A 15,315-nucleotide genomic window follows, 5' to 3' on the forward strand; every position below is an offset into this window, starting at 1 on the left:
TAGACCCCATGGAAACCACCGCGACCGGCGAGACCGGCTACGTCCACGGATACACCGACCGCGAGGCGCGGCGGCTCGGCGAGCAGGCCGACGCCCTCGCCGAGCTGCTGCACGGCGGCACCCGCTACCCGGCCGGCTCCCGGGTCCTGGAGGTCGGCTGCGGCGTCGGCGCCCAGACGCTCCACCTGATCGACGGCAGCCCCGGCGCGGAGCTGACCGCCGTCGACGTGTCCGCCGAGTCCCTGGCGCGGGCCCGCGCCCGCGTCACCGCCGCCCGCCCCGGGGCGGCGGTGACCTGGGTGCGCGCCGACCTGCACGACCTGCCGTTCGCCGACGGCGAGTTCGACCACCTGTTCGTCTGCTTCGTCCTGGAGCACCTGCCCGACCCGGTGGCGGCGCTGGCCGGGCTGCGGCGCGTGCTGCGCCCCGGCGGCACCCTCACCGTGATCGAGGGCGACCACGGGTCGGCGTTCTTCCACCCCGACAGCGCCCCCGCCCGCGCCCTGATTGGCCACCTGGTCGCGCTGCAGGCCGCCAAGGGCGGCGACGCGCTGATCGGGCGGCGGCTGCACCCGCTCCTGCACGCCGCCGGATACGGGCGGGTGCACGCCGGGCCCCGCACCGTGTACGTGGACGCGTCGCGGCCCGCGCTCGTTCAGGGGTTCATCCACGACACCTTCACCGCCATGGTCGGCTCCGTCCGCGACGAGGCCCTGGCGGCCGGGCTGGCCGGGCCGGACGAGTGGCGGGACGGCATCGACGGGCTGCGGCGCACCGCCGAACCCGACGGCACCTTCCACTACACCTTCTTCAAGGCCACCGCCGTCAACCCCGCCGGCCCCGACGGCGCCGGCCCCGACGGCGGCGCCGGTCAGGCCGCGCGCACCAGCGGCAGCACCTCACGGGCGTAGAAGTCGAAGAACCCGTCCTGCTCCGGCCCGATCTGCTGGACGAACACGTCGTCGCACCCCGCGTCGACGTACTCGCGCAGCGCCCGCGCGTGCACCCGCGGATCCGGGCCGCACGGCACCCGCTCGGCCACCATCTCCTCGGTCACCAGCCCCTTCAGCTGCTCGAACTGGCGCGGCAGCGGCAGCAGCTGGTTCGCCTCCCCCGGGATGTAGTCGCTCGCCCACAGCCGGTGCGCCGTCCGCAGCGCCGCACCGGCGTCGGCGCCCCAGCACGCCTTCAGCCCGCCCTGCACCGGCTTGCCCCCGCCGCCCGTGTCGCGGAACACCGACACCAGGTCCGCGTCCGGCATCATGCAGATGAACCCGTCCCCGACCCGGCCCGCCAGCGTCGCCGCCTTGTTCCCGAACCCCGACACGTAGATCGGCGGCGGCTCGGCCAGCCGCGCCTGCCGCACCAGTTCCCTCGGCGCGTGCTCCTCACAGGACAGGAAGTACCCGAACCTCGTCATCGACCCCTCCCCCGGACGCGTGCTCGCGGGCGCTTCCCCTCGCCGCCCGCGTGCGGCGGGCGCCCGTTGCGCGCCCTACCCCGGGCGTCCCGGGCGAACCGGGCGGCGGGCGGGCCCGATCCCGGCGTCGCGCTCCTGGCGCTGCTCACCTGGACGGCCTGACCCCGCCCCGCACCCCGCCCGCTCACCGCGCGGACCGGGCCGCGGCCGCCTCGATGCCGTCCAGCACCAGCGCCAGCCCGCCCGCGAACGCCTCCCGCGCCGCCCGCTCCTGATACAGCACGACGCCATCCTCCACGGCGTCACCCTGCACGGCGTCCCCGGCGGGGCCCGCCCCCGGCACGGCCGCGTCGAACGCCGCGTCGTCGAAGGCGCCCGCGGCGCTCAGCTCCGCCACCCGCGGGAACCGCGCCGTGAAGTCCGGCGCGACCTCCTCCAGCACCTCGCTGCGCGCGTACCACCACTCGTCCTCCGGCGTGCCCGTCGCGGCCGCCGCCTGCCGCGCCTCGGCCGCGATCCGCGCCGCGCCCCGCACCACGCTCGACAGCGTCGCCACCGCCCGCCGCGCGTCCCCCGCCGCCAGCCCCGCCCCCGACAGCGCCCCCAGCAGCGCCTCCAGCGCCCGGTACTCGTTCGGACCCAGCACCGGACGCGCCTGCGACACCGCCAGCATCCACGGATGCCGCAGGTAGAACGCCCAGGTGTCCTGCGCCCACGCCGTCACCGCCGCCCGCCAGCCCCCCGCCGCGTCGTACCCGGCCGGCAGCTCGGCCTGCGCGCGGTCGTACATCAGGTCGACCAGCTCCGCCTTGCCCGGGACGTAGGTGTACAGGGCCATCGCCGTGCGGCCCAGCCGCTCCCCGACCGCCCGCATCGACAGCGCCGCCATTCCCTCGGTGTCGGCGACGGCGATCGCCGTGTCCACGATCAGCTCCACGCTCAGCCCCGGTCGGGGCCCGGGACGCGACGGCCCCCCGGGCGCGTCCCCCCGCGCCGCCGACGGCACGCGCCACAGCAGGTCCATCGAGCGGCGGGCGTCGCCCTGCCCGGCGAAGACGACCAAACCACATCTCCTTATGCAATAAACTGATCCGCTCGAACATCTCTTTACGACCTAAAATATCAAGTCCGGGAGTGACGACGCCCATGACCGCCCCACCCGACTCCGTCCCGCCCGCCGCCACGCCCGCCGGGACGCCCGCCGGCGCGGTCTCCGGCGCGGCGGCCGACCGCCACGACGTCATCGAGGTCCGCGGCGCCCGGGAGAACAACCTCGCCGGCGTCGACGTCGACATCCCCAAGCGCCGCCTCACCGTCTTCACCGGCGTGTCCGGCTCCGGCAAGTCCTCGCTGGTGTTCGGCACCGTCGCCGCCGAGTCCCAGCGGCTCATCAACGAGACCTACACCGCGTTCATCCAGTCGTTCATGCCCAGCCTCGGCCGCCCCGACGTCGACGCGCTGCGCAACCTGTCGGCCGCCATCGTCGTCGACCAGGAGCGGATGGGCACCAACTCACGCTCCACCGTCGGCACCGCCACCGACGCCTACGCCATGCTGCGGATCGTGTTCAGCCGCCTCGGCGAACCCCACGTCGGCACCTCGAGCATGTTCAGCTTCAACAACGCCGAGGGCATGTGCCCCGAATGCGAGGGCCTGGGACGCGTCAGCACCATCGACGTCGGCGAGCTCGTCGACCGCGACCTGTCCCTCAACGAGGGCGCCATCACCGTCCCCAACTTCGGCGTCGGCACCTGGTACTGGAAGGTGTTCGTCGACTCCGGCCTGTTCGACCCCGACACCCCCCTGCGCGACTACACCGAGCGGCAGTGGGACGACTTCCTCAACAAGCCCGCCACCAAGATCAAGAGCAACGGGATGAACACCAGCTACGAGGGCCTGCTGGTGAAGGTGCGGCGCCTGTACCTCAACAAGGACCGCGAGTCCATGCAGAAGCACATCGGCGCGTTCGTCGACCGCGCCGTGGTGTTCGCCGCCTGCCCCGCCTGCGGCGGCGCCCGCCTCAACGCCGCCGCGCTCGGCAGCCGCATCGCCGGGCGCAACATCGCCGACTGCGCCGCCATGCAGATCAGCGACCTGGCCGAGTTCGTCCGCGGCATCGACGCCGAGGAGGTCGCCCCGCTCGTCGCGACGCTGCAGGGCACCCTGGACTCCCTGGTCGAGATCGGCCTGGGCTACCTCAGCCTCGACCGCGAGTCCGCCAGCCTGTCCGGCGGCGAGGCCCAGCGCGTCAAGATGGTCCGCCACCTCGGCTCCAGCCTCAGCGACGTCACCTACGTCTTCGACGAGCCCACCGTCGGCCTGCACCCCCACGACATCGCCCGCATGAACGACCTGCTGCTGCGGCTGCGCGACAAGGGCAACACCGTCCTGGTCGTCGAGCACAAGCCCGAGACGATCGCGATCGCCGACCACGTCGTCGACCTCGGCCCCGGCGCCGGAACCGAGGGCGGCCGCATCTGCTACACCGGCGACGTCCCGGGCCTGCGCGCGTCCGGCACCCTCACCGGCCGCCACCTCGACGACCGCGCCCGGCTCCGCGACACCGTCCGCGCACCCGCCGGCCACCTGGCGATCAAGGGCGCGAACCTGCACAACCTCCGCGACGTCGACGTGAAGATCCCCCTGGGCGTCCTCACCGTCGTCACCGGCGTCGCCGGATCCGGCAAGAGCTCCCTCATCCACGGATCGCTGCCCGGGCGCGACGGCGTCGTCGTGGTCGACCAGTCCCCCGTCCGCGGATCGCGCCGCAGCAACCCCGCCACCTACACCGGGCTGCTGGACGCCGTCCGCACCGCGTTCGCCAAGGCCAACGGCGTCAAGGCCGCCCTGTTCAGCGCCAACTCCGAAGGCGCCTGCCCCCGCTGCAAGGGCATCGGCCTCGTCTACACCGACCTGGCCATGATGGCCGGGGTCACGACCGTCTGCGAGGAGTGCGACGGCCGCCGCTACACCGCCGAGGTCCTCATCTACAAGCTGCGCGGCAAGGACATCAGCCAGGTGCTGGCCATGTCCGTCGCCGAGGCCCGCGAGTTCTTCACCTCCGGGCAGGCCCGCGCCGTCCTGGACCGCCTCGACGACGTCGGCCTGGGCTACCTCACCCTCGGCCAGCCCCTCACCACCCTGTCCGGCGGCGAACGGCAGCGCCTCAAGCTCGCCGTCCACATGGCCGAGAAGGCATCGGTCTACGTGCTGGACGAGCCCACCACCGGCCTGCACCTCGCCGACGTCGGGAAGCTGCTGGCCCTGCTGGACCGCCTCGTCGACGCCGGCAACACCGTCATCGTCATCGAGCACCACCAGGCCGTCATGGCGCACGCCGACTGGATCATCGACCTCGGCCCCGGCGCCGGCCACGACGGCGGCCGCGTCGTCTACACCGGCACCCCCGCCGACCTCGTCGCCGGCGCCGACACCCTCACCGCCCGCCACCTGCGCGACTACGTCACCGCCTGACCCGCCCGACCCACTCGACCCACCCGACCCGCCGGGCCCGGCCGCCGCACGGCCGGGCCCCGCACGGCCGGGCCCCGCACGGCCGGGCCCCGCACGGCCGGGCCCCGCACGGTTAGGCACCGGACGATCAGGCACCGGACGGTCACGCCTGCGGGGCGCCGGACGCGGCCAGCACCTCCAGGTAGTGCGGGTTGTTCATGATCCCCAGCACGTTGCCGAACGGATCCACGACCGACGCGGTGACGAACCCCTCCCCGCGCGCCGTGATCCCCTCGTGCAGGGACGCGCCCATCTCCAGCAGCCGCCGCAGCGACCCCTCCAGGTCGTCCACGTGCCAGCTCAGCAGCACCCCGCCCGGCCCCGGCGCGTGCCCCGGCGGCGCGAACCGCGCGTCGATCAGCCCCAGCTCGTCCAGCCGGTCGCCGATCCGGAACTCGTAGTACCCGACCGTCCCGTCCGGGCCCGCCTTGCTGAAGTACGGCTCGGTCCCCAGCAGCTCGGCGTACCAGCGGCGCGCCGCCTCCAGGTCTTCCGCCCACAGGCTCACGTTCGCCATTCCCCGCAGCATGTCCCGCTCCTTCCGCTCGTCCCCGCCGGGCGCGACGCCCGCGCCCGGCCGACGTCTCCGACGCTATGCCCGCATCAGGACGGCGAACGTCCTAATAGCGCAGGATGGAATCCATGCGCGACCCCTCCGGCCGGCTGCTGCGGCTGCTGTCCCTCCTGCAGACCCCGCGCGAATGGCCGGGCGGCGAGCTCGCCGAGCGCCTGGGCGTCACCCCCCGCACCGTCCGCCGCGACATCGGGCGGCTCCGCGACCTCGGCTACCCCGTGCACGCCGCCCGCGGCAGCACCGGCGGCTACCGGCTCACCGCCGGGACCGCGATGCCGCCGCTGCTGCTGGACGACGACGAGGCCGTCGCCATCGCGATCGGGCTGCGCACCGCCGCCGCGGCCGCCGTCACCGGCGTCGCCGACAGCGGCCCCCGCGCCCTGGCCAAGCTCGAGCAGGTCCTGCCGCCCCGGCTGCGGCACCGCGTCGCCGCCCTCGCCGCGGCCGCCGTCGCCCTGCCCGCGCAGGACGCGCCCGCCGCCGACCCGGGCGTCCTGTCCGCGCTCGCCGCCGCCTGCGTCACCGGCGAGGACGTCCGCTTCGCCTACACCGCCGCAGACGGCGGCACCGGCCGCAGGCTGGCGCAGCCGCACCGCCTCGTCGCCGCCGGCCGCCGCTGGTACCTGGTCGCCCACGACGCCGACCGGGACGCCTGGCGCACCTTCCGCGCCGACCGCATCACCGAGGTCCACCGCACCGGCGCCCGCCGCCCCGCCCGGCACCTGCCCGGCGGCGCCGACGCGGTGACCTGGGCGATGGACGCCCTGGCGGGCGGATCGGGCACCATCCGGGCCCGGCTGCTCCTGCACGCCCCCATCGAGGAGGCCGCCCCGCACGTCACCGCGTGGCAGGGCGTCCTGGAACCGGCCGGCGACCGCGCCTGCCTGCTGCACACCCACGGCGACACGCTGTGGTTCCTCGCGCACCGCATCACCGCGCTGCCCCTCGACTACACCCTGCTCGACCCGCCCGAGCTCGCCGGGACGCTCACCGAGATCGCCGAACGGGCCGCCCGCGCCGTCCGCCCCCGCCCGGACCGGCCACCGGCACCCGGACGGGCGGCGGACTGACCCGGACCGCGGCGGCCGGGGTCGGGCGGCCGGGTCAGGCGGCCGGGGTAGGGCGGCCGGGGTCAGTCCGCGGTGTCGCCCAGCGACTCCAGCAGCGTGCGCAGCGTGTCCGCCAGCCGCTCCCGCTCCGCGGGGTCCAGCCCCGCCAGCAGCCGCGCCTCGTTCTGCGCGTGCAGCCCGACGACCTCGTCCACCAGCGCCAGCCCGGCCCCGGTCAGCCGGATCCGCACCGACCGGCGATCGCCGGCGTCGCGGACCCGCTCCACCAGCCCCCGCGCCTCCAGCCGGTCGATCCGGTTGGTGATCGCCCCCGAGGTGACCATGGACGTGCGCAGCAGCGCCCCCGCCGTCAGCTCGTAGGGGGCGCCGGAGCGGCGCAGCGTCGCCAGCACGTCGAACTCCCAGTTCTCCAGCCCGTGCCCGGCGAAGAACTCCCGCAGCTCCCGGTTCAGCAGCAGCTGCAGCCGCGAGATCCGCCCGATCACCCCCATCGGCGCCACGTCGACGTCGGGCCGCTCGCGCCGCCACTGCGCCAGGATGTCGTCCACCGCGTCCGCCATCGCCCCTCCTATCTCAACGTTGAGATTATCAACGGGCGGCGAACGGCGGGCGGTGAACCGCGCGCCGGGCCCGCGGGACGGCGCCCTACCCGGCGGGCGGGATCGGGTGGTTCGGGCGCAGCAGGCCGTGCGGATCGAGCCGGGCCCGCAGCGCGGCCAGCCGCTCCCGGGCGGCCGGGGCGAACGCCGAGCGGACCTCGTCCGCGCCCAGCGGGCCGAAGGCGAAGTTCAGCGAGCACCCCAGCGCGTCGCCGGCGAACGGCGCGAGCGCGTCCCGGTGCACCGCGCGCACCAGGTCCTCCTGGCCCGGCTCCACCGGCGACAGGACCGACACCGCGAACGCCGCGTCCCGGTGCCCCACGGCGTTCGGGATTTCCGGCCCGCGCGCCAGGGCCCCGCCCAGGTGCCGCACGCCCGCCACCGTCATCACCGGCGCGGACGGCCCCGCCGCCTTCGCCAGACCGGCCGGCCCGCCGGCGTCCAGATCGCGGACCAAGACGTTGCGCCCCCGGTAGGCGTGCGGCTCGGCGGGCTCGTCGAACACCGTGCCGGACTCGGCGAAGGGCAGCTCGCGCAGCGTGTCGGACAGCACGGGCCCGAGGGCGCGCAGCGGCTCCGCCAGCCGGCTCCCCTCGGCCGCCGGCCCGGCGTAGGAGACGGCGATCTGCGCGACCTGCCGACCGCGCAGCGGCGGAGGCAGCACCGGCAGGTCGGGATAGGTCAGCGTCGACACCGCCGAGGTCATCTCCTCGGGCGTCCCGGCGGCCCAGGCCCGCCACGCCTCCAGCACGTCCGGGACCCGCCCGACGTCGAACGACAGGTTGCCGCCGAAGATCCGGGCGACCGGGAACAGGGCGATCTCCATCCCGGTGACCACCCCGAAGCCGCCCCCGCCGCCGCGCAGCCCCCAGAACAGCTCGGGATCGGAATCCGCCGTGACCCGGTGGAACCGCCCGTCCGGGGCGACCAGGTCGACGCGGCGCACGTGGTCGGCGGCGAAACCGTACCGCCGGGCCAGCAGGCCCACGCCGCCGCCCAGCGTGTAGGAGACCGCGCCCACGCCGGGGAAGCTGCCCGACAGCGGCGCCAGCCCGTGCGGCGCGGCCGCCTCGAGCACCCGTGCCCAGGTCGCGCCCGCCTCGACCCACGCGGTGCGGGCGTCCGGATCGACGCGGACGCCCGACATGCGGCGCGTGCCGATCAGGACGCCCTCGGCGGGGGCGGCGCGGCCGTGGCCGGTCGCCTGCACCGCCAGCGGCGCGCCCGTCGCGGCCGCGAACTCCACCGCCGCCCGGACGTCCCCGGCCCCGGCCGCCTCCACCACCACCGAGGGCCGGTGGGGGTCCAGCAGCTGGAAGCCGGTCCGCCGGTCGTCGTACTCCTCGTCGCCGGGCACGTACACGGGGCCGTCCAGGCGTGCGGCGAACTGCTTCGTCGTCGTGTTCATGCGGCACACGCTAGAAGCCCTTGTGGACACATCTCGTCCACAACCGCCGCCATCATGGTTCCGTGAACGACGAACCGGAAGCGCGGCGCGAGGCGGCGTCCACGCGCAAGGACATGCCGGGGCGGCTGCTGCGGCTGCTGTCGCTGCTGCAGAGCCGCCGCGAATGGTCGGGGGCCGACCTCGCCGAACGGCTCGGCGTCAGCGGCCGCACCATGCGCCGCGACATCGACCGGCTCCGCGCGCTGGACTACCCGGTGGAGAGCACCACCGGCACCGCGGGCGGCTACCGGCTGGCGTCCGGCCGCAACCTGCCGCCGCTGCAGCTGGACGACGAGGAGGCGATCGCGGTCGCGGCCGGGCTGGTCGCGGCCGCCGACATCGGCGTCGCCGGGATCGAGGACAGCTCGATGCGGGCGCTGGCCAAGCTGGAACGGGTCCTGCCCGCCCGGCTGCGGCCCCGCCTGGCCGCGCTCGGCGGCGCCGCCGTGGCGCTGCCCGCGCGCGGCGCCCCCCGCGTCGACCCCGTGACGCTGGCGGTGCTCGCCTCCAGCTGCCGCGACCGCCGCGTCCTCGCCTTCGACTACCTCGGCCGCACCGGCGCGGCGGGCGCGCGGCGCGTCGAGCCGCACCACCTCGTCGCCGCCGAGGGCCGCTGGTACCTGATCGCCTACGACCCCGCCCGGGCGGGCTGGCGCACCTTCCGCGCCGACCGCGTCGCCGACCCGCGGCCCGCGCACGACCGGTTCGACCCCCGCCCGCTCCCCGCCCCCGACCCGGCCGCGCACCTCGCCCGCTCCTTCGCCGGCGCCGACTACCGCCACACCGCCCGCCTCGAGGTCGCCCTCCCCGCCGAGGAGGTCCGGTCCCGCCTGTTCGCGCACGTGCCGGGCCGGATCGAACCGCGCGGGCCGGACGCCTGCGCCGTCCGGCTGAGCGCCGAGTCCGCCGAACTCGTCGCCCAGTACGCCGCCGCGATCGCCGCGCTCGACGCCCCCTGCACGCTGGTGGACGCCTCGGCGCAGGTCCGGGCCCGGCTCCGCGCCCTCCGCGACCGGCTGCCGCGGTGAGCGCCCGCGCAGAGCCGCCGCCTGGGGCCGCCGCATAGAGTGGCCGCGTGATCACCGGTGCGGACGCCCAGGCCATCGTGGACGAGATCATGCGGCGCCTCGGCCGGAACGTGAACCTCATGGACGGGCGCGGCGTCATCATCGCCAGCGGCGACCGGGACCGCGTCGGCGGCGTGCACGACGGCGCCGTCCGGGTGCTGCGCAGCGGCGCGCCCGTCGCGGTGACCGGCGCGCAGGCGCGGCGGATGCGCGGCACCCTCGCCGGCGTGAACCTCCCCGTCCGGATCGGCGCCGAGATCGCCGGAGTCGTGGGGGTGACCGGGGAGCCGCGCGAGGTCGGCGACCTCGCCGAGGCCGTCGCCCTGATGACCGAACTGATGATCACCCAGCAGGCGATGCGGGCCGAGGCCGAGTGGCGCCGCCGCACCCGCGACCAGATCGTCGCCGACCTGCTGGCAGGACGGCTCACCGCCGCGGCGTGGCGGCAGCGGCTGCGGCTCGTCGACGCCCGCCCCGAACCCCCGTTCGCGCTGTTCGCGGTGCGTCCCGCCGCCGACGCCGCCGCCGACGCGATGGGCGCCGCGGGCAGCCTCTACCGGCGGCTCGGCGGCGGCGAGCAGCAGGTCCTGGCGTCGGTCGACGTCACCGGCACCCTGTGGGTGGTAGCCGGGGCAGCCGCCCCCGCCGCGCTGCGCGGCCGCCTGCTGGACCTGCGCCGCGACCTGCCCCGCGCGTGCCTGCTGGACGGCGGGACGGCCGCCGACTTCGGCGCCCTCGCCGAGACCGTCCGCCGCGCCCGCCTCGCGCTGCGCCGCCGCACCCTGCCCGACGTCACGACGCTGCGCGAGCAGGAGGTGAGCGTCCTGCTCGCCGACCTGCCGGACGCCGCCGCCCGCGCGGCCGCCGCCCGCGTCCTCGGCCCGCTCCCCGACGAGCTCCGCCGCACCCTGCGCGCCTACTTCGACCACGGACGCCACGTCGCGCGGGCCGCGCGGGAACTGAACGTCCACCGCAACACCCTGGTGTACCGGCTCGGGCGGGTCGCCGAGCTGACCGGCCGCGACCCGCGCGCGTTCGACGACGCCGTCGCGCTCCGCCTCGCCCTCCACATCACCGACCTCGACTGACCCGCCCGGCCCGTCCCGGCACGGTCCCGGCGCCGTGCACAAACGGCGGGCCGAACCGGGGCGCGGACTTTGACTGACCCGCCCCGGCCCGTCCCGGCCGCGGTCCTTCGGCGCCGCGCACAAACGGTGGGCCGCCTCAGCGCGCGGACTTTGGTCGCCGCGCCGGTGCCCCGCCCCGGCCGCCGCTTCTAAGGTCTGTCCACACCCGCCGACCGGCGGCGGCCTGACCAGGAGCAGGAGGACGTCCCGTGCGCATCGTCGTCGCGCCCGACTCGTTCAAGGGCGGCCTCAGCGCGTCCGCCGTGTGCGCGGCCGTGGAGACCGGCGCCCTTCGCGCGGCGCCCGGCGCGACCGTCGTGCAGGTGCCGATGGCCGACGGCGGCGAGGGCACCGTGGACTGCTTTCTGCGCGCCCGCGGCGGCGAGGAGGTCACCCGCACCGTCGCCGGCCCCCTCGGCCGCCCCGTCGACGCCGCCTACGCGATCTCCCGGGACGGGCGCGCGGCGGTCGTCGAACTCGCGGCGGCGTCCGGGCTGCCGCTGCTGGCCCCCGGCGAACTCGACCCCATGCGCGCCGACACGACCGGGACGGGCGAGCTCATCGCCGACGCGATCGCCCGCGGCGCCCGCGACGTCCTGGTCTGCGTCGGCGGCAGCGCAACCACCGACGGCGGCACCGGCCTGCTGCGCGCCCTCGGCGTCCGGTTCACCGGCGCGGACGGCGCCGAACTGCCGCCCGGCGGCGCCGCGCTCGCCGGCCTCGCCGCGATCGACGACTCCGGGGTGCCCGCCGCCGTCCGCGAGACCCGCTTCCGCGTCGCCTGCGACGTCACCAACCCGTTCGTCGGGCCGTCCGGCGCCGCCGCGGTGTTCGGCCCGCAGAAGGGCGCCGACCCGGGCCAGGTGCGGGAGCTGGACGCCGCGCTGGCCCGCTTCGCCGACGTCCTGGCGGACCGCTACGGCGTCGGCGTCCACGACCTGCCCGGCGCGGGCGCGGCCGGCGGCACCTGCGGCGGGCTCGTCGCGGTGCTGGGCGCCGAACCCGCCCGCGGCGCCGAGCTGGTCGCCGACATGGTCGGCCTGCCCGCCGCGCTGGACGCCGCCGACCTGGTGATCACCGGGGAGGGACGGCTGGACGGGCAGAGCGCCGGCGGCAAGGTCGTCTCGGTCGTCGCCGGGCTCGCCCGCGGCCGCGGCGTCCCCGCCGTGGCGCTCGCCGGGTCGGTCGCCGGGCCGCTGGACGAGCTGCACGCCCTCGGGCTGACCGCCGCGTTCAGCCTCGCCGACGGGCCCCGGACGCTCGACGAGCTCATCGGCTCCGCCGCGCCGCTGCTGGCCGGTCTCGCCGAACAGGTCGTGCGGCTGCGCACGTCCTGACCCCCGAGGGGCCGCGGAGCCCCGCGCCGGAGCACCCGGTCCCGTTCGACGGTCCGCCCCGCCCCGCTTCGTCCGGCGGCGCGGCCCACCCCCACGCAAGGCACGTCAAGGAGTCCCATGACCACCACCGGTCCCTTCCTGCTGCTCGCGCTCGCCGCGAGCATCGGCTTGATCATCCTGCTGAGCGGGCGGTTCAAGCTGCACCCGTTCCTGGCGATCGTCGTGGCGACGTTCGCGTTCGGGCTCGCCGCGATGGGGATCGGCGCCGCCGCCGGGTCCGACAAGCCGTACGTGGCCGACCTCGGCGGGACGATCGCCGAGGGCTTCGGGACGATCCTCGCCAGCATCGGACTCGTGATCATCTTCGGGACGATCATCGGGAAGGTGCTGGAGCGCACCGGCGCCGCCGTCACCCTCGCCGACGCCGTCCTGAAGGTCGTCGGCAAGCGGCACCCCGCCATCGCCATGTCGCTGATGGGCTGGGTCGTGTCCATCCCGGTGTTCTGCGACTCCGGCTACGTCGTGCTGTCGCCGCTGCAGCGGTCGATCGCCCGCAAGACCGGCCGCAACCCCGTCGTCCTCGGCACCGCGCTCGCCACCGGCCTGTACGCCTCGCACACGTTCGTCCCGCCGACGCCCGGCCCGATCGCCGCCGCCGGCAACGTCGGCATCGGCTCCGACGGGCTGATCTGGGTCATCCTGTTCAGCATCCCGGTGTCCCTGGTCGCCACCATCGCCGGCCTGGCGTGGGCGCTGCGCCGCACCGCGCACCTGGAGAGCGCCCTGCCGCAGGCCGAGCAGACGTTCGAGGAGTACAAGGCCCAGTTCGACCGGATTCCCGGCCTCGGCCGCGCGGTCGCCCCGATCCTCGTCCCGATCCTGCTGATGGCGATCGGGTCGGTCGCCTCGTTCCCGTCCGGCGACGGCACCCTGGTCGACGGCATGCTCGGCGACGTCCTCGCCGACCTGGGCGCGCCCGTCAACGCCCTGCTCATCGGCGTCCTGCTCGCCCTCGCGCTGCTGCCCGCCCGCCGCGACGCCGAGGTGCTGACCAAGTGGGTCGGCGAGGGCCTGTCCGACGCCGCGATGATCCTGGTGATCACCGGGGCGGGCGGCGCGTTCGGCGCTGTGATCAAGGCGACCCCCATCGCCGACTACATCAAGTCCCTCATCGGCGACGGCTCCGCGGTCGCGGGCCCCGTCGCGCTGCTGGTGCTGTTCGGGCTCGCCGCGCTGCTGAAGACGGCGCAGGGCAGCTCCACCGCCGCCATGATCATCACCTCGACGCTCGCGCAGCCGCTGCTGCCGGCGCTCGGCCTGGACGTCATGATGGGCAACGTCCCGGTCGGCCAGGTCCTGGCGGTCATGGCCATCGGCGCGGGCGCCATGGTGGTCAGCCACGTCAACGACTCCTACTTCTGGGTCGTCACGCAGTTCTCCGGCATGAGCGTCTCCACCGCCTACCGCGCGCAGACCGCGGCGACCCTCGTGCAGGGCGTCACGGCCATCGCGTTCGTCCTGGTCCTCGGGGTCGCGCTGCTGTGAGCCGCCGGACGGCCGGGACCCGCGCGGCGCCGCGGGCCCCGGCCGTCCCGCGTCCGCCGCGCCGAGGCCCCAAGGACCGGGGTCCCGGCGAGGCGGATTGTGCCCGCGCCGTGACCCTTGGTAGTCAAGGGGCGTGCCGAACCACCACCTGCGACCGCCCGCCCCGCGCGTCCCCCCGGACTACGACGAACCCTGGCGCGTCGGGCCGTCCCCCGGCTCCCGCCGCCGGCGCCGCCTGCTCGTCCCCGCGCTGTCGGTCGCGGCCGTCGCCGCGGGCGCCGGCGTCCTGTACATCGCGTCCCCGCCGGACGCCCCCGCCACGCAGCACCCGGCCCGCACCCCCGACTCCCTGCTGAACAAGGACCGTCCGCCGCCCGGCCCCGCGCTCACCCTCCCCGGCGCCCCCGCCGCCCCGGACGGACGGCCCCGCCGCGACCCGCGCACCCCGTCCGGCAACACCCCCGCGCAGGCCGACCGCTCTCCCGCCGTCCGCACGCGGCCGCCCGCCCGCCCCGGCGACACCGGCGGCGCGGACGGACCCGCGCGCCAGAACCCGCCCGAACACCCCCGCGGCGGCCGCCCGCACGGCGACCGTCCCCGCACCCGCAAGCCGCCCCGCGCCGAACGGACGCCCGCGTGGATCGAGCGCGAATGCCGCCGCCGCTACCCGGGCGACGCCGCCCGCCGCGACGTCTGCGCCAAGGTCCTGCGGCAGCAGCTCGGCCGCTGACCCTCGCGCCACGCCCCCGGCGGCCCCGGGCGGGCGGGATCAGGACGGGACGACCCCGACGCCGCTGAAGTGCGGCACCTCCGGATCCCGCCGCCCCGGCGGCTCGGGACGCCACCGCGAGCACGACACCACCCCCGGCTCCAGCAGCCGGGTTCCGGCGAAGAACCGCTCGATCTCCTCGGGCGACCGCGCCCGGATCGGCGTCCCGCCGCGCTCCATCACCTCCGCCACCGCCCGCCGCATCGCCGCGCCGTCCAGCTCGTCGGTCGTCGCGTCGCAGGTGTGCGACAGCACCAGGTGGCTGCCGGGCGCCAGCCGCGCCAGCAGCCCCGCCACCAGCGCCTCCGCCTCCCCGTCGTCCAGGATGTGGTTCAGCACCCCCAGCAGCATCAGCCCGACCGGACGGCCGAGGTCCAGCGTGCGCGACGCCCCACGCATGACCGTCCCGATGTCGCGGATATCGGCCTCGATATAGTCGCACGCACCCTCCGGGGTGCCGTGCGGCAGCGTCCGCGCGTGGGCGAGCACCAGCGGATCGTTGTCGACGTAGACGATGCGCGCCGCCGGCGCCACCCGCTGCGCGACGTCATGGGTGTTGTCGACGGTGGGCAGCCCGGCGCCCAGGTCCAGGAACTGCGTGATCCCCTCCCGGACCAGGAACCGCACCGCCCGCCCGAGGAACGCCCGGTCCTGCCGGGCCGACGCGGCGATCCCCGGCAGCACCCGCAGAACCGCGTCGCCCGCCTCCCGGTCCACCGGGTAGTTCTCCTTGCCGCCCAGCCAGTAGTCCCAGATCCGCGCCGAATGCGGCGTGCTCGTGTCGATCCCCGGCGGCGGTCGGTGCGGCATGAGACTGCTCCCCTCGGTTCGGTGCCCGGGCGGCGCA

At 76.3% G+C, this 15,315-nt stretch carries 14 protein-coding genes; 8 read left to right on the plus strand and 6 right to left on the minus strand.

From position 1 onward, the window contains the following. The first annotated feature begins 8 nt into the window (after window positions 1–8). A complete protein-coding gene (locus AB0L25_RS31795) occupies window positions 9–911 on the plus strand; it encodes a class I SAM-dependent methyltransferase (protein ID WP_500176435.1) in 903 nt (300 codons plus the stop codon). Here the strand turns inward: AB0L25_RS31795 and AB0L25_RS31800 are convergent. Together AB0L25_RS31800 and AB0L25_RS31805 are read right to left on the minus strand one after the other, a co-directional pair. Continuing rightward, a complete protein-coding gene (locus AB0L25_RS31800) occupies window positions 872–1,420 on the minus strand; it encodes an LLM class flavin-dependent oxidoreductase (RefSeq protein WP_500176436.1) in 549 nt (182 codons plus the stop codon). The genes AB0L25_RS31795 and AB0L25_RS31800 overlap by 40 nt on opposite strands. Window positions 1,421–1,604: 184 nt before the next feature. Continuing rightward, entirely contained in the window at window positions 1,605–2,483 is an 879-nt protein-coding gene (locus AB0L25_RS31805; RefSeq protein ID WP_500176437.1) for a TetR/AcrR family transcriptional regulator, read from the minus strand. A gap of 83 nt (window positions 2,484–2,566) precedes the next feature. Between AB0L25_RS31805 and AB0L25_RS31810 the strand changes: the two genes are divergently transcribed. Next, entirely contained in the window at window positions 2,567–4,894 is a 2,328-nt protein-coding gene (locus tag AB0L25_RS31810) for an ATP-binding cassette domain-containing protein (protein WP_500176438.1), read from the plus strand. Between the two features lie 142 nt (window positions 4,895–5,036). On the opposite strand, the gene AB0L25_RS31815 is transcribed toward AB0L25_RS31810, so the two are convergent. Next, the gene (locus AB0L25_RS31815) at window positions 5,037–5,462 is read right to left on the minus strand and encodes a VOC family protein (protein ID WP_500176439.1); all 426 of its coding nucleotides are present in this window, start codon (window positions 5,460–5,462) and stop codon (window positions 5,037–5,039) included. 113 nt (window positions 5,463–5,575) lie between these two features. Between AB0L25_RS31815 and AB0L25_RS31820 the strand changes: the two genes are divergently transcribed. Beyond that, window positions 5,576–6,577, plus strand: coding sequence for a helix-turn-helix transcriptional regulator (locus AB0L25_RS31820; protein ID WP_500176440.1), 1,002 nt, complete (start codon window positions 5,576–5,578; stop codon window positions 6,575–6,577). Between the two features lie 62 nt (window positions 6,578–6,639). On the opposite strand, the gene AB0L25_RS31825 is transcribed toward AB0L25_RS31820, so the two are convergent. Together AB0L25_RS31825 and AB0L25_RS31830 are read right to left on the minus strand one after the other, a co-directional pair. Further along, a complete protein-coding gene (locus AB0L25_RS31825) occupies window positions 6,640–7,137 on the minus strand; it encodes a MarR family winged helix-turn-helix transcriptional regulator (RefSeq protein ID WP_500176441.1) in 498 nt (165 codons plus the stop codon). Between the two features lie 85 nt (window positions 7,138–7,222). Then, window positions 7,223–8,584, minus strand: a complete 1,362-nt coding sequence (locus tag AB0L25_RS31830; protein WP_500176442.1) for an FAD-binding oxidoreductase — start codon at window positions 8,582–8,584, stop codon at window positions 7,223–7,225. A gap of 113 nt (window positions 8,585–8,697) precedes the next feature. Here AB0L25_RS31830 and AB0L25_RS31835 point away from each other — a divergent pair, with 113 nt between their 5' ends. The 5 genes from AB0L25_RS31835 (at window position 8,698) to AB0L25_RS31855 (ending at window position 14,429) form a co-directional block, all read left to right on the plus strand. After that, a complete protein-coding gene (locus AB0L25_RS31835; protein WP_500176482.1) occupies window positions 8,698–9,651 on the plus strand; it encodes a helix-turn-helix transcriptional regulator in 954 nt (317 codons plus the stop codon). A 47-nt stretch (window positions 9,652–9,698) separates the two neighbouring features. Beyond that, window positions 9,699–10,778 (plus strand): CdaR family transcriptional regulator, encoded by a 1,080-nt coding sequence (locus AB0L25_RS31840; protein ID WP_500176443.1) that lies wholly within the window; start codon window positions 9,699–9,701, stop codon window positions 10,776–10,778. 248 nt (window positions 10,779–11,026) lie between these two features. Further along, the gene (locus AB0L25_RS31845) at window positions 11,027–12,154 is read left to right on the plus strand and encodes a glycerate kinase (protein WP_500176444.1); all 1,128 of its coding nucleotides are present in this window, start codon (window positions 11,027–11,029) and stop codon (window positions 12,152–12,154) included. A gap of 117 nt (window positions 12,155–12,271) precedes the next feature. Further along, the gene (locus AB0L25_RS31850) at window positions 12,272–13,699 is read left to right on the plus strand and encodes a GntP family permease (RefSeq protein ID WP_500176445.1); all 1,428 of its coding nucleotides are present in this window, start codon (window positions 12,272–12,274) and stop codon (window positions 13,697–13,699) included. A 133-nt stretch (window positions 13,700–13,832) separates the two neighbouring features. Continuing rightward, on the plus strand, window positions 13,833–14,429 hold the full coding sequence (locus tag AB0L25_RS31855) for a hypothetical protein (protein ID WP_500176446.1): 597 nt from the start codon (window positions 13,833–13,835) through the stop codon (window positions 14,427–14,429). Window positions 14,430–14,468: 39 nt separating this feature from the next. Here the strand turns inward: AB0L25_RS31855 and AB0L25_RS31860 are convergent, their stop codons facing one another. Continuing rightward, window positions 14,469–15,278 (minus strand): SAM-dependent methyltransferase, encoded by an 810-nt coding sequence (locus AB0L25_RS31860; RefSeq protein ID WP_500176447.1) that lies wholly within the window; start codon window positions 15,276–15,278, stop codon window positions 14,469–14,471. Between the last annotated feature and the right edge of the window lie 37 nt (window positions 15,279–15,315).

Origin of the sequence: Spirillospora sp. NPDC052242, from assembly GCF_040679555.1 — a bacterium.
Lineage (GTDB): Bacteria > Actinomycetota > Actinomycetes > Streptosporangiales > Streptosporangiaceae > Spirillospora.